We start from the raw sequence: 22166 nt of genomic DNA, 5'->3' as shown, positions 1-22166 counted from the left end.
CCATGCGCATCCGCGGGCAAATTGGGGCATCCGCTTGGTGTGGATATTGCACTCATTCGCACGCACGGAGGTGGCAGGTCGAAAGTGAGGCAACGTGGCTGACGGGCGTCCCTTGCAGAGTCTCTTGCAAAGTCCCTTGCAGGTCTATCTCGCGCAGCCGCGCGGGTTTTGTGCTGGCGTCGTGCGTGCGATCGAGATCGTTGAGCGCGCGCTGGAGAAGCACGGCCCGCCGGTCTATGTGCGTCACGAGATCGTTCACAACAAGCACGTCGTGGAGAGCCTGAAGGCCAAAGGCGCCATCTTCGTCGAGGACCTGTCCGAGGTGCCGCCGCGCGCCGTCACCGTGTTCAGCGCCCACGGCGTTGCCCGCTCGGTCGAGGAAGAGGCTGCGGCTCGAGGCCTGCCGGTGCTCAATGCAACCTGCCCGCTGGTCACGAAGGTCCACAACCAGGGCAAGCGCTACATGGCCAAGGGGCGCACCCTGGTGCTGATCGGCCATGCCGGGCATCCGGAGGTCGAGGGAACCATGGGTCAGGTTCCCGGCCCGGTCCATCTCGTGCAGAACGTGGCCGATGTGGCCGCCCTGCCCCTGCCATTGGACACGCCGATGGCCTATATCACCCAGACGACGCTCAGCGTGGACGATACCAGGGACATCATTTCGGCGCTCCAAGCCCGCTTTACAGACCTTCAAGGTCCCGATATCCGGGATATCTGCTATGCGACACAGAACCGGCAATCTGCGGTAAGGGACCTGGGAAAGCTGGTGGACGTCATCCTGGTGGTGGGCGCCGCCAACAGCTCCAACTCGAACAGACTGCGCGAGATCGGCACCGAAGCCGGTATCCCGAGCTATCTGATCGCAGACGGGCGCGAGCTGAATCCGGTTTGGCTGAAAGGGGCCAAGGCCGTCGGCATCACCGCCGGCGCCTCGGCTCCCGAAGTGCTCGTTGACGACGTGATACAGGCCTTGCGGCGCATCGGACCGGTTGCGGTCTCGGTCGTCCCGGGGCGGGAAGAAAACATCGAATTCCGCTTGCCGGCCGAACTGGTCGCGGGCTGATCGGTCCTCGTTTGGTCCAGAAAGAAGAGACGTAATGGCAATCCCCTTCCATAAGGAACTGCGTATCGGGGCCTATCTGATGAAGCAGAAGCTTCTCGGCCGGAAACGCTACCCGCTCGTGCTGATGCTCGAACCGCTGTTCCGCTGCAATCTGGCCTGCGCCGGTTGCGGCAAGATCGACTATCCCGACGCGATCCTCAACCGCCGCATGAGCGCGCAGGAGTGCTGGGACGCCGCCGACGAGTGCGGCGCGCCGATGGTGGCGATCCCCGGTGGCGAGCCGCTGATCCACAAGGAGATCGGCGAGATCGTGCGCGGCCTCGTCGCGCGCAAGAAGTTCGTCTCGCTCTGCACTAACGCGCTGCTCTTGGAGAAGAAGCTCGATCTGTTCGAGCCATCGCCGTATCTGTTCTTCTCGGTGCATCTCGACGGCCTGCGCGAGCATCACGACAAGGCCGTGTCGCAGAAGGGCGTGTTCGACCGCGCGGTGTCCGCGATCAAGGCCGCCAAGGCGCGCGGCTTCACCGTCAACGTCAACGCCACGGTCTTCGATGGCCATCCGGCCGAGGAGATCGCGAAGTTCCTGGACTTCACCACCGAGCTTGGCGTGGGCGTCACCATGTCGCCCGGCTATGCCTATGAGCGCGCGCCGGACCAGGAGCACTTCCTGAACCGCACCAAGACCAAGCAGCTGTTCCGCGACGTCTTCAAGCTCGGCAAGGGCAAGAAGTGGAACTTCATGCATTCCGGCCTGTTCCTCGACTTCCTCGCCGGCAATCAGGAATTCGAGTGCACGCCCTGGGGCATGCCCGCGCGCAACATCTTCGGCTGGCAGAAGCCCTGCTATCTGCTCGGCGAAGGCTACACCAAGACCTTCAAGGAGCTGATGGAGACCACTGACTGGGACTCCTACGGCACCGGCAAGTACGAGAAGTGCGCCGACTGCATGGCGCATTGCGGCTACGAGGCCACCGCGGCCAACGCGGCGCTGAGCAACCCAATCAAGGCGATGGCGGTGTCGCTGCGCGGCATCCGCACCGAGGGCCCGATGGCGCCGGAGATCGACCTCTCCAAGCAGCGCCCGGCGCAGTACGTGTTCTCCTCCGAGGTGCAGAAGCGCCTCTCCGAGATCCGCAAGGACGAGGCCATCGAAGCGCAGCAGAAAGCCTCGACCGCGGCCTGATCCGCGAAGAACATCAGCTCAAACCGAAACGGCCGCCGGACAACGGGCGGCCGTTTTCGTTGCGTCGATAGGGAACGGGAATGCGTGGGCTTCAGCCGGCAGCGCAGACATTGCATCTTGGGCGAAGCTCAGTCCGCGCGTATTGCGAGCGCAGCGAAGCAATCCAGAGTCCCGCACACCACCCTGGATTGCTTCGCTGTGCCGCTGTGACGGATCAAGCTGAATAAGCGGAGGACCTCCGCTCCAACTAACCAGGCGATCGCCCGCGAGTCGCGGCCTCACGCCTCGGCGGCGGCCAGCGTCTCGGTCTCGAGGAAGTGCTCGGCCGCGAGCAGGCCGCTCAGCAGAAGGTCGCGGGCGCCGCGCAGCGAGCGAAGGGCGCGGTTGAACTCGATTCCGGTGGACACCAGGCCGCTCAGCACGGTCGGATTGCGAGCGATGCCGCGCAGGATCATCGGCAGGTCGATATCGCCGTTCGGCTTGATCGCGTCCTTGGCGAGCGACGGCAAAGTGCGATGCGCGGGATCGGAGATGACGCGCAGCGCGGCAAACGGCAGGTTGTATTCAGCGGCATAGGCGGCGGCGATGTGGCTCTCCATGTCGACGGCGGCCGCGCCGGTCTTCATGCGCAACGCCGCCTTGCGGGCCTGCGCCACCACCACCTCCTCGGCACCGGCGAGCACGCCGCGGACGACGCGGCGCTTCTTCAGCGCCGCGCGGGCGATGTGTTCTTCGCGGAGAGAAAGGCCGGACAGCCAGCGCGCGTCGCCGGCAGTGACCTCGGTGGCGACGACGATGTCGCCGGCCTTCAGGCTGGGATCGAGGCCACCGGCGACGCCGAAGCTGACGACGCCACGAATCGAGGTCGGATCGAACACGGTGAGCAGCGAGCGCAATTGCCTGGGATCGCTCGAGCTGCAGATGACCATCATGCCCGGGCCAGCGGCGATGCGAGCCTCCTGCACAAGTCCCGTCACGACCAAGATTGGCCGCGGATCAATCGGGCGATCCGTGGACGTATCGTCCCCCATCCCCAACTTCACAATCCGACCCCTGACACCTTCTCGGACGCCGCGAAATCCGACGTCTCCGTCTCTCGTTTCAAAGTCTCAACCGCGGCGGCGCCAGAGCGGAAAGACCTTAACAAACCGAGGATTACGCAGAAAAAATCCGCGAGGAAACCCCGTTTGCGCCGCACTGCACCCGCAGCCGAAGCGTTTTTTGCCCGGTGTTGCCATTTGGTCCCGCTGGCGATTGTTCCAATCGGGAACAGGTCGCCAAAGCTTCACCGGCTAGGGAACTCTAAGCAAGAACCGAGCCACGAAGATGTGAGACACGCGTCGGGACCCGCAGTGTCTACGAGGCGAGATTCGACCGAGGCCAAAATCTCTCGCGAGAATACTCGGTGTCGTCCCGGCCTCCGAGCCGGGACCCATACGCCGCGGCGGTTGGTAAGAAGACGGTGCGGGTCGAGCGGGTTCGACAAAAGGCGTCACGGGGTATGGGTCCCGGCTCGGAGGCCGGGACGACACCTTTGATGGGGCGCCCTGGTCGGCATACGCGAAGCTTGAAGAGGGATCGACGACGCGCAAACGAGAAGCCTGCGCCGTCAGCCCTGCCCGAGCAGCAGATCGGCCGCCCGATCGCCGGAGCGCACCGATCCCTCGATCGTCGCCGGCAGGCCGGTATCGGTCCAGTCCCCGGCGAGCGCCAAATTGCCGAACGCGGTCCTCACGCCCGGACGCAGCGCGTTCTGCTCCGGCGTCGCCTCGAAGGTGGCGCGGCGCTCGCGCACGATCTGCCAGGGTGGCAGCTCGGCCGAGATGCCAGCGGCCTTGCAGACGTCGGCCCAGATCGCGCTCGCGAGTTCCTCACGCGGCATGTCGACCAGCCTGTCGCCATTGCTGATCGTGACCGACAGACGTTGCGGGAAGGCGAACAGCCACTCGATCAGGCCACCGACGACGCCGAGCAAAGCCGGCGCATCCTTCGGCGGCGTGATGCGGAAATGAGCATTGACGATGGCGCGATACTTCGTCGGCCCGGTCAGTCCCGGCAATAGCGCCATCGCCGGCCGCGGCGGCACCGCGAGCACGACGACATCGGAGGCGCCGAGCGCGACCGTCTCGTCGCCGAACTTCAGGCCGGTGACGCGACCGGCGGCGCTTTCCAGCCCGCGCAGCTCGCGGCCGATCCGCACGCTGCCGCCATTGCCTTCCAGAAATTTCACGGCCGGATCGATCAGAACGCCGGAGAGGCCGTCGCGGGCAATCAGCGGACGGCAGGCCTGGCCGCCGGCCAGCAGAGTCTCGCGAACGATGGCGCCGGCGAGCCCCGCCGAGCCTTCCGGCGGGTCGCAATTCAGCGCCGCCAGCAGTAGCGGCTGAACCAGCCGGTCATACAGCGTCCCCTTGCAGGGAATGGTGTCGCCGATCGTCTTCGACGTGCCGGCCCAGATCAGCGGCGACAGCGCGAGGTAATCGCCCAGCGACGTGTCTGGCACGCGGCGCCCCTCGTCGAACACCCAGAGCGGCAGCCGGCCGCTGCCGAGATCGAGCAGCCAGCGCTGCCCGGTCTTGATGTCGACGAAGGCGAACTGCGCCTCCTTCGGCCCGACCAGTCCTGCCTCCGAGCCGATCGCACGGGCATAATCGAGCACATGGTGGTTGGCCGACAGCAGGAGATGGTTGCCGTTGTCGATCACGAGATCGGTCGCGGCGTCATAATAGGAGCGGCAGCGGCCGCCGAGCTGCTGCGTGGCCTCGTGGACGTGCACGGTGTAGCCCGCCTTGGCGAGGCGCACGCCGGCGGAGAAGCCGGAGATCCCGGCGCCGATGATGTGAGCGGTCTTGGTCATCAGATCAGAGCGTAACGGAGGATGATGCTGATCTTCGTGAGCTTGCTCACGCGCACGGGCTCGCGCGGCAGCGCGAAGCCACGGGCCATCAGCAGATCGAACACGGCGCGGTAGTATTTCGACATGATCCGCGGCGCGCGCACGGCGCGGCGGCGGTTGCGCCGCATGATCTCGTCGGCCTTCTCGAAATGCGTCTTGGCGCGGACGGCGACCGAGTTGCAGACCTTGGGCAGCGCGCGCTCTTGCGTCACCTTGGCGGGATCGTCGCCGGTGATGCCGGCGAACAGCAGCGCCTCGCGCGGCAGATAGAGCCGGCCGATTGCCGCGTCCTCGTCGATGTCGCGCAGGATGTTGGTGAGCTGCAGCGCGCGGCCGAGATGATGCGCGAGCAGGATGCCGTCCTCCTCGGGCATGCCGAAGATGCGCACCGAGAGCCGGCCGACGGCGCTGGCGACGCGATCGCAATAGAGGTCGAGCGTGGCGAGATCCGGCGCGCGGATCTCTTGCGGCACGTCCATCTCCATACCGTCGATGATGGCGAGGAAGTCCTCGCGCTTCAGGCCGAAGGTCTTCACCGAGGCGACGTAGTCGCGCAGCCGCGGCGGCGGATTGCCCTGGTACAGCGCGTCGATGTCGTCGCGCCATTTCTGCAGGGCCGCCAGCCGCTCGGGCCGCGGGCCATCGGAATCGGCGATGTCGTCGACCTCGCGGCAGAAGCTGTAGACCTGGAACATCGCGTCGCGCTGGGCGCGCGGCAGAATGCGCATGGCGGCATAGAACGAGCTGCCGGAGGCCGCCGTGCCGTGATCGATATTGTCTGCGGTGGCTTCGAGGGTCATGCGCCCGCCGATTTGGTCTGGGGATGGCGGCCGGCAACGCGGCGGGCGATCTCGCCCATCACAGACGTGAAGGTCAGGCCGAGCATGCCGGCCGGTGTCAGATGCACGCGCTCGCTCAGCGGATCGCGCACCTGAAGCAGCGCCACGATGCGGTCGGCGAAAGCCTGGATCACGGCGATCTCCAATCCGAAGCGGAAATCCTTGACGCCACTGTTGAGGTCCCTGCCCTCCTCCAGCAGCGCCGCGTTGCGCACGGCGAGCTTCTGCAGACAGCTCAGGAGCTGCGGCGACGACTTGGCCTCGCCAAGCATCTCGACGGCGGCGCCGGCCTCGGCCAGCGCATCGCGCGGCAGATAGACCCGATTGAGCGCCTTGTAGTCCTTGCCGCAGTCCTGCAGGTGGTTGTTGATCTGCAGGCCGGCGCAGATCGCGTCCGAGGCCGGCCAGGTCGCTGTGGACTCGCCATGCACGTCGAGCATAAAGCGGCCGACCGGCATTGCCGAATAGCGACAATAATGGATGACCTCGTCCCAATTCTCGTAGCGCAGCTTGGTCACGTCCATGCGGAACGCGACCAGCAGATCGAGCGCGTGGCGCGGCGGCATGCCCCGCTCCGCCAGCGCCCGGCGCAAGCTGACCGCGACGTCCTGGGTCTCGCCCGTTCCGGTCAGCTCGGCCTCGAGCAGATCGAGCAGCCGCAGCTTCTCCTCGCCCGGCAGGCTCGGGTGGTCTGCGATGTCGTCGGCGGTCCGCACAAAATTGTAGAAAGCGAGAATCAGTGCCCGGTGCTCGGGACGGATGATCCACGACGCGACCGGAAAGTTCTCGTCCCGGTGTGTCTTGCCGGATCGCAAATCGCTCGCGGTGGTCATGGACGAAACAGCTGTCAGGTTGAAAGGGCGCTACCAGAAACAATGCCCGCCGCTTCGCTCATGCGAACGGATTGTTGGCCCTCATATAGGCGAAGATCTGGTCAAAACCAATGCAATCAATGCTGGGCAACCCATGCGGACGAGCCGCCGGATACCCCGCAAAAGGCGCCCGACGGCCGTTAACCATGAGTGTCCGGCAGCTGCGTCCGGAAACAACCGTTCCGAACGGCAACCGCTTACTGGTTGTGCGTCTTCAGCACCTTGTCGCAGTCCGGGCTGATCTTCGGGCGGTTCTCCTTGAGGCACGCCAGGATGGTGAAGTCGCCCTGATCGATCACCGAGCGGCAGAACTTCTGAACATCGCGGGTGCAGGCCGCCTGCTCCTCGGCGGTGCCACGGCCGCCCTGCGCGAAGACGGCTGTAGAGACGGTGAGCGACAGCAGAGAAAGTGCCAGACAAATCTTACGCATCGTGTTCCTTCATTTTGACAGCAGAGGCCACCTCCCGGGATCGCCGATGCGGACCGGGAAACACCTGTTTGGTTTGGCAAGGACCGCAAGCCCCCCAGCGCCGGAGCTACGCTGCCAAATGCGGCCAAATTCGCGCCCTATGATGCCGAGCGATCATGCTCGAACCTCCACAGCTTTGGCACAAACAAGACTTTGATACTAGGGCGTTATTCTCAAAGGTCGTTTTTCGCATTTGGCTGTTGCAAGCATGCCGCGCGGACCGTTAGATGCGGCACCGTCGGGGCTGCAGCGTTGCCGGCAGTCTTGCGAAAGAAGGCCGTTCGGCGCCGCTCCGTCGCACGGTGCCGATGAGAATGCCGACACGAATCATGACATCCGGTCGCAGCGCCCGACTGGACCGTCATTTGAACCTAACCTTCGGCGAGAACACCAAAGTGTTCGAAGCGGCGACACACGCCGGCACAACGGTGTCATTTTTGGATGGGAAACTCGATATGAAACTGTTCGGCTCATCTCTCTCCGGGCGCGTCGTCAAGGCCGCCGGCCTCGGTGCAGCACTGATCCTGACCGCGTCGGCAGTCCATGCGCAGTCGGGCCCGTTCGCCGGTTTCGACGGCTCCTGGTCCGGCAACGGCACGGTCGCGCTGTCCGATGGCACCACCGAGCGCATCCGCTGCAAGGCCAGCTATCGGGTCGCCGGCGCCAACCTCAAGCAGACCCTGCAATGCGCCAGCGACAGCTACAAATTCGACCTCTCGAGCGACGTCACCAGCCAGGGTGATCGTATCACCGGCAATTGGAGCGAAGCCAGCCGGAACGTGAACGGCGATCTGCAAGGCACCGCCGGCAACGGCCAGATCGACGTGTTCGTCCAGGCCGCCGGCTTCGCCGCGAGCATCTCCCTGCGGACCAGCGGCAACAAGCAGGTCGTGCAGATCTCCTCCAAGGGCGAGATCCGCGGCGTCAACATCACGATGTCGAAGACCTGAGCTGATTGCTCAGCCTGAACATGCAAACGGCCCTGACGATGTCAGGGCCGTTTTGTTTTGAGACCGAAGCATCGAATCCGGCGCGGAGTTTAAGCCCCACTGTCATCGCCCGGCTCGACCGGGCGATCCAGTACGCCGCAGCCTATCGCTTCAATCACGACCGCCTCTGGAATACTGGATCGCCCGGTCAAGCCGGGCGATGACAGCTTCGTGTGGCATGGATACCTCGCGCCTTCGCAGAAGATGACGGTGGCGCGCGCTTTGGCTTCGACCGCGTGCGCTCATACCTGCTTGCGCTTCAACTTCTGCGACAGGTTGATCAGGAACATCGCGGTCGGCCGCAGGATGAAGAGGTCGGCGAACAGCGCAGCCACCATCGAGAAGGCGCTGAGCCAGCCGAACAGCCGCAGCGACGGCAGGTCGGAGAACACGGTGACGACGAGGCCGCAGGCCAGCACCACCGTGGTGAGGATCAGCGCCGGGCCGACCAGCACGGTGGCGCGTTCGACCGCAATGGCAGCACTCACGCCGGGTGCACTCTCCATGCGCAAGCGGTTGAGGAAGTGGATAGTGGCGGACAGGCCCAGCCCGAACGAGACCGTCAGCGCGACGACGCTGGCGAATTGCAGCCCCTCCCCCATCGCCCACAGCACGGTGCCGGACATCACGACCGGGAAGATGCCGGGCAGGATGCAGGCCAGCATCACCACCCAGGAGCGGAAAGCCAACCCGATGAACATCGCCACCAGCGCGAACTCGATCGTCAGCCCGTGATTGAGCTTTTCGATCATGCTGGCGGAATTGCGCGCGGCGATGGCCGCGAGGCCGGTCACGGCAACCTCGTAGCCGGGATGCTTCTTCCTGACGGCGTCAAGCTCGTGGTCGAGCTTGTCGACCACCGGCAGCAGCTGGCTGGAGTCGAGGTCGGGCACGCGGCCGGCGACGACCACGGCGTCCTGCTCCTTGTCGATAAAGCGGCGTACCAGATGCTCGGGGATCAGGTTGACGTATTCCTGCAAGGTCGCGGTATCCGACGATTGCGCCTTCTCGGCCAGCCACCGCCTGAGCGTCTCGACCGACCAGACGTTGCCGACGCCCGCGGTCTTCTCGACCGTGGCGTGGACGTCGGCGATCGTCTGCAGCGTCTCCGGCGCATACAGCGATGCGCCCTTCGGAAACTGGATGAGCACGTTGACCGGGTTGGCGCCGGTCAGCTTGGCGTCGAGACGGTTGCTCGCAGCGACCGCCTGGCGCTTGTCGGGCACCTGGTCGGCCAGGCGGTAGCGCGGCTCCAGGCTCGCATAGACCACCGCCAGCGAGCCGACGAACACGACCGCGATCAGGCTGAAAAGGCCGGGGCGGCCGACCATCCGCACCGCGATCCAGTAGCAGAAATTGCGCAGCGCCTGCACGCCGGCATCGGCGCCCTGGAACTTGACCGCGAACGTCTTCTCGTTGCGCACCAGCAGCACGCCGAACACCGGCACGAGCGACAACACCGCGAGCAGCGCGATGACGGTGGCGGCGAGCCCCGCCTCGCCGAACTTGCGGATCAGGTCGCTGTCGGAGAATTGCAGGGCAATGAAGGAAATGCCGGCGGTGGCGTGCGTCAGCACGCAGGCGGGACCGACAACCAGCACCGCATTCTTGAACGCCGTCACCTTGTCCTGGCCCGCGATCAGGCGATCGCGCGCGGCGAAGGTCAGCTGCATCGAGTCGGAGAAGCTGATGACCATGATGAGCGGCGTCATCACATTCAGGAACATGTTGAGGTTGAAATTCGCCCAGCCGAGCGCGCCGAGCGCGAGCATGATGGCGATCAGCGGCGGGAACGCCGCCACGATCATGAAGGAGATCTTGCGGAAGAAGATGATGGCGATGATGCAGCCGGCGAGAATGCCGAGCACATTGTAGGTCAGGCCGTCGCGCTCGACCGCGTTGCGGATCTCAAGCTGCATCACCGGGACGCCGGACAGCTGCACGTTCAGGCCGGTATCGGCGAGGTCGTCCGTCATCAGCTTGCGGATATCGCCGACGACCTTGCCCAGATCGTTGGAGGCGACCACCTTCGGCTCGAGCGACAGCACGACCAGCGCCAGCGTGCCGTCCTCCGACAGCAGCTTGCCGCGGATGATCTCGTTGGACTTCACAGTGTCGATGAACTTGTCATAGGCCTCGCCCTCCGGAAGGTCGGAGGGAAACAGCGCCGCCGGCAGCTTGCCGGGCGCCGGCGCCTGGCGGGCCGAGAACAGCGACACCAGGCCGCGCGTGCCCTCGACCAGTTGCAGATCGGTGACGAAGTCGCGCAGCTTCTCCAGGTTCTGGCGGGCAAGCAGCGTCTTGCCCTCGACGACGACGAGAACGTCGAATTCCTCGGCCGGGAACTTCTTGGTGACCTCCTCGTACTGATGAAATTCCTTGCTGTCGGAGCGGAACAGCTGGCTCAGCGAATCGTCGATCTGGATGCGCTTGATGCCGAACACGGCCGCGACAATCAGAAGCAGCAGGACGATGCAGGACAGCACCGGCACCTTGACGGCGAGCAGCCCGAGGCGCTCCAGCCCGAAGGCAATGCTGTCGGCCGGTCGCTGCTCGACTTTCTCGACATGGACTTCGTTGTCGTGCCTGACATCCAGCATAGGGGGGTCCAGTGGTTACGGCGCGGCCCCATTCGGGGAGGCCTGAGCGCATAGGGCAGAAATAAGGCCACTCAGCGAAGCTGACATGACCGCATTGTGGCCCACAGCCGAAGCTAATCCTTGAAAATACGCAGAAATTCGTCGCACGCGGGTCTAGCAGGGTTCATACCCCGCCCGCAACCATGCGCGCCACACAAGACGGCGAGAGGGTCGTGTAGCTCATGACGCCACGATTCTGCCGTGGTTGAAAAGACCTCGCGGCTCACCGCCTGCCGGCTCTGCCGAAACCCGATTCGTCCGGCAGGGCAGCTCATGCGCCAACCACCCGCTCAAGCGCGAAACCGGTGAGCATCACGCCGCCGGAACAGCCGCCTCGCGCAGCCGGATCGAGTAGTTCGACGCATTCTGGTGGCCGCGCGAGGCGGCGCGCGCGAACATGATCAGGTGATGGGCGATCATCGCGACCGCGATGAAGTTCTCGATCTCGCCGCGCCTCAGCTGGGTCCAGGCGAACCGCCAGAACGGCCGCTTGTAGTCGCCGAGCACGCCGACCTTCCAGAAAATCTTGCCCATCATGACGAGGCCGCGGCGGATGTTCGGCCAGGTCTTCATCTCGTCGCTGACCGGCACCTTGATGCGATTGGAATAGGTGTGATCGCATTGATGCTGGTAGCGGGCGTAGAGTCGCTCCGGCTCGTAGGCCTCGTCCATGCAGCGTCGCCAGCCCGAGACCACCTCGTCATAGGGCATCAGGAACTTGATATTGGAGTCGCGGCTGTCGTCCTGCAACAGCCTGCCCTCGCGCTCGAGCCGGTCCCACAGCGGCGTCTTGGGCAGCGCCTGCAGCAGATTGATCGTGAGCAGCGGGATCCGGCTCTCCTCGACGAACTGCAACAGCGCGTCCGCGGTCTGCGGCGTGTCGGTGTCGAGCCCCATGATGATGCCGGAGACGACCTCCATGCCATAACTGTTGATGGTCCTGATCCCCTCCAGGATCGGCACCATCATGTTGTGGTCCTTCTGCATCGCCGTAAGCGCGTCCGGGTCCGGCGTCTCGATGCCGCAGAAGATGGTGATGAAATACGCCTCGCGCATCTTCTCCAGGATCTCGGGGCGTTTGGCGATGTTGAGCGTCGCCTCGCAGGCGAGCCGCATCACATAGCCCGTCCGCTTCTGCCATTCGATCAGATGCGGCAGCAGGTCCATCGCGGCCTTGCGGTTGCCGATGAAATTGTCGTCGACGAAATATACCGAGCCGGTGACACCGCATTCCCGGAGCTTGTCGAGCTCGGCGATGATCTGCTGCGGCGTCTTGATGCGCGGGTTGCGGCCGTACAGACCGGGAATGTCGCAGAACTCACACTGATACGGGCAGCCGCTGGAATATTGGATGCTGCCAAGGAAATACTTGCTGACCTCCGCCAGCTCGTAGGCGGGCACCGGGAACTCGGTCATCGCCACGCGCTCGCCTGTCCGGAGCACGACCTGGCTTGCGGGGCGCGAAACATCGTGCGCGAGGCGCTCGATCAGCGCGTCGGTGGCATCGCCGAGCTCGCCGACATGGAGATAGTCGAAGTCCGGATAATAGTCCGGGCACGCGCTCACAGAGGGGCCGCCGAGCGCGACCGGCAGGTCGAACGCATGCGCGCGCCGGCAGATGTCGTTCATCTGCTGGCGCTGGATGTGCATGCCGCTGACGAACACCGCCTCCGCCCAGGCGAAATCCTCATCGCGCGCGGGACGGATGTTCTCGTCGATGAAGCGCACCTGCCAGGAGCTCGGCAGATAGGCCGCGATCAGCAGCAGGCCCTGCGGCGGCATGAACGCCTGGATGCCGTCCGTGAGCGGATAGGCGTACTCGAAGGTTCCGAACGAGGACGTGTAGCGTGGGAACACACAGAGAATGCGGCGTACCGTTTCGATGCCTTCGAATCTCATCGATCGTCCTCGCAACAACCTGCTATCCGGGTACCTTACGGCGAGACCCTGCCGTTCGCCACCACTTCCGGAAAAGTTGAGACGCTGCGGCGGCTTCGAAGGGTTCCAGGCAACCCGTTCTGCATCGACCTTCCGGCTCGACGCGCAAGAGTGCGGCGCTCTCTACGGACACATCCGACGAAGCGGGTCGGCAACTCGTCGCCCTGCATTGTGCTCGGCGGCGGTAGCCGCCGGCCGCTCTCGGCCTCCGTAGTCAAGCGGATGCGGCGCAGCTCCGACGCCCGCAGGCCTCGGGCTAATTGATTGAAAAGAAACGCGAAGTACGCAAGGGTTGCATCGGACTGACAATGTCCACTTAACGCTTTCTCCATGAAGCTTTTGCATAACTATTAATGAACAACCTTCCCTGCGTCGCAGTCTCACATCCGCTGGTATTCCACCGCATGACCTCACGTTCGACGTCAACGACGACGGCCACACGCCACTCCATCGCAATCAAGCTGTACGCCATCTTCGCGCTGTTTGCGTTGCTGACCGCCGCGATCACCTGGCTGTCCGATTACAATTCGCGGCGCGCGGCCGAGCTCACCAAGGCGATCGAGACGGCGAATCTCGCGGCGCTCAACGTGCAGTCGGTCAATGGGCTGGTCTACGCGGTCGTCATGGAGTCGCGCGGCGTCTACATGTCCACAGATCCCGCGGTCGTGAAGCGCTATGGCGACGGGCTGCTCAAGTTCAATGCCGAGATCCTGAAGATCGTCGACAAATGGCAGGCCATCGTTCAGGCCGACGATGCGCAGCAGTTCGCGACCTTCAAGAAGCGGATCGAGCAGTTCGTCGACTTCCGCAAGGAGCTGGTGCGTCGCGCCAATGAGATCAGCCCGGCGGCGGGCCGCGAATGGGGCGACAACGACGCCAATCGCTCGGTCCGCTCCGCTTTGAATAAGGATCTCGACGAGCTCTCCAAGGTCTATCTGGAGCGCGGTCGCAGGATCGGCGAGGACACCGAGATCAACCGCAAGCTCTCGCTGGTGCTCACCGCGCTCGGCGGCGTGATGCTGCTGCTGGTCGTCGCCGGCGTCGTGATCATCGCCCGCTCGATCGCCCGCCCGCTGTCGCAGATCACCGAAACCATCCGCCAGGTCGCGACCGGCGCAGAGAATGTCGAGGTGCCGCATGCCGGCCGGGCCGACGAGGTCGGCGAGCTCGCCCGGGCCATTGGCGTGTTCCAGCAGGCCATGGCGCACAACCGCGATCTCAACGTCCAGGTCTCGCAGGACTCGGAGATCCGCGAAGCGCGCGCGCGCCACATCGAGGCCGCAGTCGAGGAATTCCGCACCGCCATCGGCGGGGTGATGCGCACCGTCACCGAGAACGCGGCCGCCATGCGCAACACCGCCGAGACCATCACGCGGCTGACGGCGGATGCCAACGAGCGCGCGGTCACCGCAGCCGGCGCCACGTCGCAGGCCTCGACCAACGTCTCCGCCGTCGCCAGCGCCGCCGAGGAGCTGTCCGCTTCGGTCGAGGAGATCGGCCGCCAGATCCGTCAGTCCGCCGGCGCGGTCGAGCAGACCGGCCAGCGCACCGTGAAGTCGATCACCGAGATCGAGGGCCTCGCCGCCGCCACCCAGCGCATCGACGGCGTCCTGACCCTGATCCAGACCATTGCGGAGCAGACCAACCTGCTCGCTCTCAACGCCACCATCGAGGCCGCGCGCGCCGGCGAGGCCGGCCGCGGCTTCGCCGTCGTCGCCCATGAGGTCAAGGCGCTCGCCGGCCAGACGGCGAAGGCGACCGAGGAGATCAGCGAGAATGTCGGCCTGATCCAGGCGTCGACCAAGACCGCGGTCGACGCGGTTCGTGAGATCGGCCAGGCGGTGCGCGGCATCAACGAGATCACGACGAATATTTCCAATGCCATCCAGCAGCAGGATCAGGCCACCCGCGAGATCTCCGCCAACGCGCAGTCGACGGCGCATGGCAATCAGACGCTGGTCCAGAACATCGGCTCGCTGCGCGACGCCATCGGCGAGACCTCGACCGCTGCGGCCTCCGTCCTGTCGGCCTCCGGCGACCTCAACTCGACGGCGCAGACGCTGGCGCATGAGGTGGAGAAATTCTTCCGGAATCTGCGCTCTGGCCCGGCCGCCGAAGCCAGGCTGCGCAAGGCGAGCTGATCCCAATTGCAGGCCGGCCGCCGGCCTCAGGCGGGCGCCGGCTCGCGATCGGAAAACGCCACGATCGGTGCCGCCGCAAGCAGCGCCTTGGTGTAGTCGTGCTGCGGCCGGTCGAATACGTCGTCCCGGCTACCCTGCTCCACGATCTGCCCGGCCTGCATCACGACGACGCGGTCGGCGACCTGTTCGACCGCGGCGAGATCGTGGCTGATGAACAGGCAGGCAAAGCCGTATTGCGCCTGCAGCCTCTCGAACAGCTTCAAGACCTGCGCCTGGATCGTCATGTCCAGGGCCGATACCGGCTCGTCGGCCACGACGAAGGCGGGGCGGCGGATGATTGCCCGCGCGATCGCCACCCGCTGGCGCTGCCCGCCGGACAATTCGTGCGGCCAGCGCTGCGCAAGGCCGGAGAGCCCCACCTCCTCCAGCATCGTCGTCACCCGGCCCGCACGTTCCGCTGTCGTGAGCGACGTATGACGGAGCGGCTCGGCCACGATGTCGCCGATGCGCATGCGCGGGTCGAGCGAGGAGTACGGATCCTGGAACACTAGCTGCGCGGCGAGGCGGAAATCAGCATCGATCGCCGAAGTCACGTCGCGGCCGAGAAAGTGAACCTCGCCGCCCGCGAGCGGCAACAGCCGCAGCATCGCGCGGCCCAGCGTGGTCTTGCCCGAGCCGCTGCCGCCGACCACCGCGACGGTTTCGCCGGCGCGTATCGAGAGATCAACGCCGTTGACGGCCATCAATCCGGCATCGCGCCGGAACAGCCGCTGACGGCCGGGGAACGTCACCTTCAAGCCGCGGACCGCCATTATTAGGTCGTCTGCCGCCGCGGCGCGGCGCGCCGCCGCACGGCGCGGCAACGCCTCGACCAGCTCGCGCGTATAGCTTGCGCGCGGCGCCGTCAGGATCTGCTGCGCCGTACCTGTTTCGACCATCCGGCCGCGGCACATCACGACGGCGCGCTGCGCATAACGCGCCACCAGACCGAGATTATGGGTGATCAGCATCACCGCTGTGCCATGATCGCGCGCCAGCGCCACCATCAGGTCCAGCACCTCGCGCTGGGTCAGCGTATCGAGCGCGGTCGTCGGCTCGTCCGCGATCAACAATTTCGGCCGCAGCAGCATGACCGAGGCCAGCATGATGCGCTGGCGCATGCCGCCGGAGAATTCGTGCGGATAGGCGCTGAAGGTCCGGAGGGGATCGCGGATCTGCACCCGCGCCAGCATGTCCAGGCAGCGCCGGCGCGCCTCCTTCCGTGCGAGGCGCTCGTGCAGCAGCAACCCCTCCATCATCTGGGCGCCGATCGTGAGCGCCGGATTGAGCGACACCATCGGCTCCTGGAACACCATACCAATCGCGGGGCCACGCAGCGCGCGCAGCTGCCGCTGCGACAGCCTCGTCAAATCCTCGCCATCCAGCAGGATGCGTCCTTGGCTGCGCACCAGCCCCGCGGGCAGCAGTCCCAGCACGGCGCGCGCCGCCGCTGTCTTGCCGCTGCCGGACTCGCCGACCACGGCCAAGAACTCGCCGCGTCCGATCTCCAACGAGATGCCATCGACGATCGGCGTGCCGGCTGCGCTCGCGATGCCCAGCCCCTCGATCTGCAACAACGGCGCCGTCATCGCTGCGCCATCCGCGGGTCGAGGCGGTCACGCAAGGAATCGCCGAGCAGGTTGATGCCGAGTAGGGTCAGCGCGATGCACAGGCCCGGCGAGATGCTCAGCCAGGCGGCGTTCTCCATATAGGGCCGGCTCGCCGCCAGCATGTTGCCCCAGGTCGGTGCCGGCGGCGGCACCCCGAGACCGAGAAAGCTCAACGCGCTCTCCGCCAGAAGCACCCAGCCGAACATGCTGGTGGCGAGCACGGCCACGGGCGCGACGGCGTTGGGCAGCACGTGCCGCAACAGCGAGTAGAGCTCGGAATTGCCGAGCACGCGCGAGGCCTCGATATACTCCTTCTCGCGCAGCGACAGCACGGTGCCGCGCACGACGCGCACCACCGAAGGCATGTAGGCGAGCGCCAGCGCGAGCACGAGGCCGAAACTGTTCGCACCGATCACCATCATCACACCGAGCGCCAGGAGGATGCCGGGGAACGCCAGCAGCGCATCATTGACCGCCATGATCAGCCGATCGGTCCAGCCCCGCCAATACCCGCTGACGCTCCCGACCAGCACGCCCACCGTGACCGCGATCAACACCGTGGCGACGGCCACGAGCACGCTGGTCGAAGCCCCGGCCATGATGCGGCTCAGCACGTCTCGGCCGAACTCATCGGTGCCGAGCCAGTGCTGCGCCGACGGCGGCCGCAGCCGGGCGCGCAGATTGACGCGCAGCGGATCGAAGGGCGTCCAGACGACAGCGGCCAGCGCCGAGCCGCCCAGCAGTGCGACGAGCACGCCGCCGATCGCCGTGTTGGCTTTGATCCTCATGCGACGGCCACCCGGGGATCGAACAATGGGTAGCAGAGATCGACGATCAGATTGACGACGACATAGATCAGGGCCGTGAACAGCAGACAGCCCTGCACCACCGGATAGTCGCGCGCGAAGATCGAATCCACCAGCAGCCGCCCGAGTCCGGGCAAGGTGAACACGGTCTCGATGACCGCGATGCCGCCCAGCAGATGCCCGAGCACGAGGCCGATCAGCGTCCAGGTCGGCGCGAACGCATTCGGCAGCACATGCCGCGCCAGCACCCGCCATTCCGGCACGCCCTTGGCGCGGGCATGGGTGACGTATTCGAGCCGCAACACGTCGATCGCAGCGGCGCGCGCCATGCGCGTGAGCACGCCGACCTCGATCATCGCCAGCGTCACGACCGGCAGCACCATGAACAGGGCCGCGCCGACAAAGCTCTCCGAGAACGGGACATAGCCGACCACCGGAAGCCATTTCAGCTTGAGGCCGAACAGCAGCAGCAGGAGCAGGCCGAGCCAGAAGCTCGGGATCGAGAGCAGCAGCGTCGCGCTGCCGACGATCACGAGATCGACCGCGCTGTTCTGCCGCCACGCGGCAACGAGGCCGGCCGGCACCGCAATGCAGGCAGCAATGGCGACCGCGATCAGCACGATCACAGCGCTCACCTGAAAGCGCTCCAGGATCAGCGGCAGCACCGGCAGGCCGTTGGCGATGGAATGGCCGAGATCGCCGACCGCGAGCCGCTCGAGCCAATAGAGGAACTGGATGGGGATCGGTCGGTCGAGGCCGAGCTGCTGCTTCAGCGCCGCGGCCTGCGCAGGATCGGCGGCATCGCCGAGCATCACCTGAACGGGGTCGCCGGGGATCAGGCGGACCAGCAGGAATACCGCGCCGGCGACGATCAGCAGCGTCGGGATCGTCGAGACCAGGCGGCGCAGCAGGTAACCGGTCATGATGACGCTCCGGCCTTAAGGCTGCAGGCTCACGCCCCAGAACCGCGCCTGGGGATAGAGCCAGCCAGAGTAGCCCTTCACCGCCTTGCGCAGCGCCGTGAGCTCGGACCCGTTGAACAGCACGATCATCGGCACGTCGGCGATGAAGCGCCGGTGCATCTCGTCGAACAGCGCCTGGCGCTTGGCGGCATCGGTCGTCAGCATCGACTGGCGCAGCATCTCCTGCGCCTCCGGATTGTCCCAGACCTTGCGCGGCTGGGTCGCCTTCGGCCCCATCAGCATCTCGAAGCTCAGGGACGGATCGAGCCGGGCGGAATAGATGAAGGCCATCGCCTGATAGTCGCCGCGATTGTAGCGGTCGAGCTGCGCCGCCCAGTCCAGCACCTCGAGCTCGATGCTGATCCCGGCGGCGCGCGCCATTTCCTGCGCCAGCACGGCCGCGTCGAACACGAAGCTGTAGCGCTTGTTGGTGATCAGCTTGATCGGCTGACCGCGATAATTGGCAGCCTTGAGCAGCTTCTTGGCCTCGGCGAGATCCTGCTGATAGCCCTGCCCCTGCACGCTGCCGTGGAAGGGGCTCCCGATCGGCAGCGCCGAATTGTTGGCGCGAGCAGTCCCCTCCATCACGACGTCGACGATCTGTGGCGCGTCCAGCGAGAGGGCGATCGCGCGGCGGATGCGCGCGTCCTGGAGGACGGGATCGCGGGTCTGAAACAGGAGCCCGGTCATGCTCAGCGACGGCGTGATGCTGAGCTGCACCTCGGGGCGAGTCTTGAGGTCATCCAGGTCCGGGATGGACAGGCTCATGATGACGTCAAGCGCGCCGCTGAGCAGACCGGCCTTGGCCGCCGCGCTGTCCGGAATGACGTTGAAGCGCACACGGTCGACCGCGGCCGTCTTGGCGCCGGTCAGGCCGGTGCGCGGATCGCTACGCGACACGTAGCCGTCGAACCTGATGACATCGACATACTGGCCGCGCTTCCATTCGCCGAGCTTGAACGGACCGGTGCCGATCGGCGCGATCCATCTGCCGTCCGCACCGACAGAGTCACGGTGAAGGATCGCCGTCTGGCCGCAGTCGGGCCGCGCGAGCGTCGGCAGGAACAGCGCGGTCGGCTGATCGAGCGTCACCGTGACCGTCTGCTCATCCACCGCCAGGATCTTCTCGATCCGGGCGATGCCGTTGGGGCCGAACTCCGACAGGCAGCGCCATTGTGTCGCGGGATCGAGCCAGCGCTCCAGCGACCAGACAACGTCGCTCGCCGACATCACCGCGCCGTTGTGGAATTTCACGCCCTGACGCAGCTTGAACGTATAGGTCTTTCCATCGTCCGAGACTGTCCAACTGTCGGCCAGCATCGGCCCGACCGACGTATCGTCACGGAAGGCGACGAGGCCTTCGACGACGTGGGCGATCACGCCGTCGGTGTTGGCATCGCGATTGGTGCCGGGGTCGGTCGAGCGGATGTCGGCGTTGAGCCTGGTCCGCAGCAGCGTCTCAGCGCCGGCGTTCACGGCGCCTGTCAGCAGCGTCGCGAGCACGAGGCCCGCGAGTCGCCAGCGCGATCGCCCGCCGCTCATCACGACACCATCGTCGCTGCCGGCCGGCTCGACGCCGAGGTTGCGGCGGCCGACATGTCGAGCCGATAGGCCGTGAACTCCCTGTTCAGGGCCGGCAACGGCGCCACCTCCATCAGGCCCTCGGCCGGCTCCATGACGATCATCGCAACGGTGGCGCTGAGATTGTTGCCGAGATTGCGCCGCGGCGGCCGGCACACCGACCAGGGATCGGCGAAATTATCGAACAGCGCCATCTTCACCGTATCCTTGGTGATCGCGCCGATCTGCGGCTGCAGCAGGCTGCGGACGCGAATGTCGCGATAGAGGCTGCACGGCGTGTTGGCGATGCCGGTGTCCTTGAGCTTGCCAAGCGCGACCGGGCTGACGAAGTGGTTGGCGTGAACCAGCAGCCCCCGCTCCGGATGCACCTGGAAGGTCTCGTCCGGCGCACATTCGAAATCGATCGCGACGCCCTCGCAATGGCTGACGATCATGTTGTTGGCCGCCGATTTCCGGGTGCAATAAACCGCGCGCATCGCCAGCGCGACGTGCTCGCTTTCCAGCACCTTGCGGCGGATCAAGGCGAGCGGCACGCCGACCTCGCGATAATCGCGATCGGATTCCAGGTAGTTGGCCGTGATAGCGACGCCGATCGCATTGAAGCCGGAGCGGCCAAGCGCGCCAGCCTCGGTAAAGGTCAGAAGATCGGGCCCGTCGTCACGGCGCACCCGCAGCACCACGGCGGTCTCGACGCATTCACGCTTCCAGTCCCAGTTCTGCGCGTGAATCAGACGGCCCGTCGCGGTGGCCGGCGGCAACACGACGACGCCGGTGCAGCCATCCGGCTCGTCTGGCGTCTTCAGCCTGGCGCGTATCTCAGGCCGCGCGAGCTTCAGAATCTCGGTGCGCGCATTGAGCAGCACGACATCTTCGAAGGGCACGTCGGCGCCGGTCGCAATTCCCCGCATCTCCTCGACATAGGCCGGCTCGAACTGCTCGATGACCGGAAGATACGCGGCCACCAGCACGGCCACGCCGGCTGGATCGAGCGAGAGATCCTTCAGCTGCGACAGATAGTGCGTCGTGCCCTTGCGGATGCGTGCGGCCGCCTGCTGGCCATATTGAACACCGCGCGCATGCGGCGCACCGGAGATTTCGATCAGGGGGAACGGCTCGATCATCACTGTCGCAGAACTTCCTTGGCTGAACTTCCCTTTGCCTTCTCGCAAAGCGTAATGTATTTTGTGATTACATGAAACAAAAATCTTCCAAGGTTTCCCGCATCGCGCCGAGCCGCCTGCAGCAGCAGTTGTCGGCCGCCATTCTCGAGCTGATCCGCAGCGAGGGCATGGCGCCGGGCAAGCGTCTCGCCGAGGTCGCGCTCGCCGAACGCCTGCAAGTGTCGCGCACCCCGGTGCGCGCGGCGCTCCAGTTGCTCGCCTCCAAGCGCCTGATCCGGCGCGGCGCGTTGCGCGGCTATTTCGTCGGCGACGCAACGGCCCCTGCCGCGAAGGCGCCCGCCAAGCCGGTTTTGGAACAGACCGAACAATTGTTTCTGGCCATCGCTCGCGACAGGCGCACCGGGCGACTGGCGCTCGACGTGTCCGAGGCCGACCTCATGCAGCGCTACAAGGCGACCCGCCCGCAGGTGCAGCGCGTGCTCACCAGGCTCGCCGAGGTCGCCGCCGTTCAGCGCAAGCCCGGCCATGGCTGGCGCTTCGAGCCCAGCCTCGCCGATGCCGACGCCCGTGCCGAAAGCTATCGCTTCCGGCTCGTGGTCGAGCCGGCCGGCCTGCTCGAGCCCGGCTTCCGCCTCGATCCGGCCTGGACGGCCGAGATGCGCCGCGAGCATCAGGCGATGCTGGAAGCGCCTTGGTGCGACACCGTGAGCATCGCGTTGTTCGAGATGAATGCCGCCTTCCACGAAGGTCTCGCGGCGGCGTCCGGCAACCGCTTCCTGCTGGTTTCGGTGCAGCAGCAGAACCGGCTGCGCCGCTTCGCCAACTACGACTGGGCGTTCGGTCATGAGCGCGTCATCGTGAACTGCCGTGAGCATCTCGCGATCCTCGACCAGATCGAGGGCGGCGACCGGCAACGTGCCGCCGAGCTGTTGCGGCGCCATCTCGAAAGCGCCGCAGCGCTCAGGCGGCCGCCGGGCAATGGCCGCAAATCCACGTGATGATCACGACAAGACCCGC

17 protein-coding genes are annotated in these 22166 nt (G+C 65.7%); 5 read left to right on the top strand and 12 right to left on the bottom strand.

All coding sequences use genetic code 11. The features are described from left to right. Positions 1-136: 136 nt before the first annotated feature. Positions 137-1063 carry a 4-hydroxy-3-methylbut-2-enyl diphosphate reductase gene (ispH, locus tag BRADO_RS12345; RefSeq protein ID WP_041756424.1) on the top strand — a complete coding sequence of 309 codons (927 nt, stop codon included), beginning with the start codon at positions 137-139 and terminating at the stop codon, positions 1061-1063. Positions 1064-1097: 34 nt separating this feature from the next. After that, positions 1098-2246 (top strand): adenosyl-hopene transferase HpnH, encoded by a 1149-nt coding sequence (gene hpnH, locus BRADO_RS12340; RefSeq protein WP_011925657.1) that lies wholly within the window; start codon positions 1098-1100, stop codon positions 2244-2246. Positions 2247-2524: 278 nt separating this feature from the next. On the opposite strand, the gene BRADO_RS12335 is transcribed toward hpnH, so the two are convergent. The 5 genes from BRADO_RS12335 to BRADO_RS12315 form a co-directional block, all read right to left on the bottom strand. Then, complete coding sequence (locus BRADO_RS12335) at positions 2525-3289, bottom strand: phosphorylase (RefSeq protein ID WP_371259358.1); 765 nt, start codon at positions 3287-3289, stop codon at positions 2525-2527. A 566-nt stretch (positions 3290-3855) separates the two neighbouring features. Then, on the bottom strand, positions 3856-5103 hold the full coding sequence (hpnE, locus tag BRADO_RS12330; protein ID WP_011925655.1) for a hydroxysqualene dehydroxylase HpnE: 1248 nt from the start codon (positions 5101-5103) through the stop codon (positions 3856-3858). Next, the gene (hpnD, locus tag BRADO_RS12325) at positions 5103-5942 is read right to left on the bottom strand and encodes a presqualene diphosphate synthase HpnD (protein WP_011925654.1); all 840 of its coding nucleotides are present in this window, start codon (positions 5940-5942) and stop codon (positions 5103-5105) included. Before hpnD ends, hpnE begins: the two co-directional genes overlap by 1 nt. Continuing rightward, complete coding sequence (hpnC, locus tag BRADO_RS12320; RefSeq protein WP_011925653.1) at positions 5939-6814, bottom strand: squalene synthase HpnC; 876 nt, start codon at positions 6812-6814, stop codon at positions 5939-5941. The genes hpnD and hpnC overlap by 4 nt, the downstream gene beginning before the upstream one ends. A gap of 236 nt (positions 6815-7050) precedes the next feature. After that, positions 7051-7284 (bottom strand): hypothetical protein, encoded by a 234-nt coding sequence (locus tag BRADO_RS12315; RefSeq protein ID WP_011925652.1) that lies wholly within the window; start codon positions 7282-7284, stop codon positions 7051-7053. Between the two features lie 494 nt (positions 7285-7778). On the opposite strand from BRADO_RS12315, the gene BRADO_RS12310 reads away from it, so the two are divergent. Continuing rightward, entirely contained in the window at positions 7779-8273 is a 495-nt protein-coding gene (locus BRADO_RS12310) for a hypothetical protein (RefSeq protein WP_011925651.1), read from the top strand. A gap of 281 nt (positions 8274-8554) precedes the next feature. Here the strand turns inward: BRADO_RS12310 and BRADO_RS12305 are convergent, their stop codons facing one another. Then, positions 8555-10912, bottom strand: a complete 2358-nt coding sequence (locus tag BRADO_RS12305; protein WP_011925650.1) for an RND family transporter — start codon at positions 10910-10912, stop codon at positions 8555-8557. Between the two features lie 351 nt (positions 10913-11263). Continuing rightward, complete coding sequence (locus BRADO_RS12300; protein WP_011925649.1) at positions 11264-12850, bottom strand: B12-binding domain-containing radical SAM protein; 1587 nt, start codon at positions 12848-12850, stop codon at positions 11264-11266. Positions 12851-13293: 443 nt separating this feature from the next. Between BRADO_RS12300 and BRADO_RS12295 the strand changes: the two genes are divergently transcribed. Continuing rightward, the gene (locus BRADO_RS12295; RefSeq protein WP_041757480.1) at positions 13294-15030 is read left to right on the top strand and encodes a methyl-accepting chemotaxis protein; all 1737 of its coding nucleotides are present in this window, start codon (positions 13294-13296) and stop codon (positions 15028-15030) included. A gap of 26 nt (positions 15031-15056) precedes the next feature. On the opposite strand, the gene BRADO_RS12290 is transcribed toward BRADO_RS12295, so the two are convergent. From BRADO_RS12290 to BRADO_RS12270, 5 genes are read right to left on the bottom strand one after another with little or no spacing between them, the layout of a single operon-like run. Further along, on the bottom strand, positions 15057-16658 hold the full coding sequence (locus BRADO_RS12290) for an ABC transporter ATP-binding protein (protein WP_011925646.1): 1602 nt from the start codon (positions 16656-16658) through the stop codon (positions 15057-15059). Then, positions 16655-17467, bottom strand: coding sequence for an ABC transporter permease (locus BRADO_RS12285; RefSeq protein WP_011925645.1), 813 nt, complete (start codon positions 17465-17467; stop codon positions 16655-16657). The genes BRADO_RS12290 and BRADO_RS12285 overlap by 4 nt, the downstream gene beginning before the upstream one ends. Next, on the bottom strand, positions 17464-18408 hold the full coding sequence (locus BRADO_RS12280; RefSeq protein ID WP_011925644.1) for an ABC transporter permease: 945 nt from the start codon (positions 18406-18408) through the stop codon (positions 17464-17466). The genes BRADO_RS12285 and BRADO_RS12280 overlap by 4 nt, the downstream gene beginning before the upstream one ends. 15 nt (positions 18409-18423) lie before the next feature. Further along, complete coding sequence (locus BRADO_RS12275; RefSeq protein WP_244423024.1) at positions 18424-19989, bottom strand: ABC transporter substrate-binding protein; 1566 nt, start codon at positions 19987-19989, stop codon at positions 18424-18426. Continuing rightward, on the bottom strand, positions 19989-21149 hold the full coding sequence (locus tag BRADO_RS12270; protein WP_011925642.1) for a C45 family peptidase: 1161 nt from the start codon (positions 21147-21149) through the stop codon (positions 19989-19991). The genes BRADO_RS12275 and BRADO_RS12270 overlap by 1 nt, the downstream gene beginning before the upstream one ends. Before the next feature lie 71 nt (positions 21150-21220). Between BRADO_RS12270 and BRADO_RS12265 the strand changes: the two genes are divergently transcribed. After that, the gene (locus BRADO_RS12265) at positions 21221-22147 is read left to right on the top strand and encodes a GntR family transcriptional regulator (protein ID WP_011925641.1); all 927 of its coding nucleotides are present in this window, start codon (positions 21221-21223) and stop codon (positions 22145-22147) included. Positions 22148-22166: the final 19 nt, after the last annotated feature.

Origin of the sequence: Bradyrhizobium sp. ORS 278 (assembly GCF_000026145.1) — a bacterium.
Classification (GTDB): domain Bacteria; phylum Pseudomonadota; class Alphaproteobacteria; order Rhizobiales; family Xanthobacteraceae; genus Bradyrhizobium.
Note: the sequence above shows the minus strand (reverse complement) of the source record. Positions and strands in the feature narration are given on the sequence as shown.

Bases quoted from the DNA above. Each gene is read 5' to 3' on its own strand.
- hpnH (WP_011925657.1), top strand. From the start codon at position 1,098: ATGGCAATCCCCTTCCATAAGGAACTGCGTATCGGGGCCTATCTGATG.
- hpnE (WP_011925655.1), bottom strand. From the start codon at position 5,103: ATGACCAAGACCGCTCACATCATCGGCGCCGGGATCTCCGGCTTCTCC.
- hpnD (WP_011925654.1), bottom strand. From the start codon at position 5,942: ATGACCCTCGAAGCCACCGCAGACAATATCGATCACGGCACGGCGGCC.
- hpnC (WP_011925653.1), bottom strand. From the start codon at position 6,814: ATGACCACCGCGAGCGATTTGCGATCCGGCAAGACACACCGGGACGAG.
- BRADO_RS12315 (WP_011925652.1), bottom strand. From the start codon at position 7,284: ATGCGTAAGATTTGTCTGGCACTTTCTCTGCTGTCGCTCACCGTCTCT.
- BRADO_RS12310 (WP_011925651.1), top strand. From the start codon at position 7,779: ATGAAACTGTTCGGCTCATCTCTCTCCGGGCGCGTCGTCAAGGCCGCC.
- BRADO_RS12305 (WP_011925650.1), bottom strand. From the start codon at position 10,912: ATGCTGGATGTCAGGCACGACAACGAAGTCCATGTCGAGAAAGTCGAG.
- BRADO_RS12300 (WP_011925649.1), bottom strand. From the start codon at position 12,850: ATGAGATTCGAAGGCATCGAAACGGTACGCCGCATTCTCTGTGTGTTC.
- BRADO_RS12295 (WP_041757480.1), top strand. From the start codon at position 13,294: ATGACCTCACGTTCGACGTCAACGACGACGGCCACACGCCACTCCATC.
- BRADO_RS12290 (WP_011925646.1), bottom strand. From the start codon at position 16,658: ATGACGGCGCCGTTGTTGCAGATCGAGGGGCTGGGCATCGCGAGCGCA.
- BRADO_RS12285 (WP_011925645.1), bottom strand. From the start codon at position 17,467: ATGAGGATCAAAGCCAACACGGCGATCGGCGGCGTGCTCGTCGCACTG.
- BRADO_RS12280 (WP_011925644.1), bottom strand. From the start codon at position 18,408: ATGACCGGTTACCTGCTGCGCCGCCTGGTCTCGACGATCCCGACGCTG.
- BRADO_RS12275 (WP_244423024.1), bottom strand. From the start codon at position 19,989: ATGAGCGGCGGGCGATCGCGCTGGCGACTCGCGGGCCTCGTGCTCGCG.
- BRADO_RS12270 (WP_011925642.1), bottom strand. From the start codon at position 21,149: ATGATCGAGCCGTTCCCCCTGATCGAAATCTCCGGTGCGCCGCATGCG.
- BRADO_RS12265 (WP_011925641.1), top strand. From the start codon at position 21,221: ATGAAACAAAAATCTTCCAAGGTTTCCCGCATCGCGCCGAGCCGCCTG.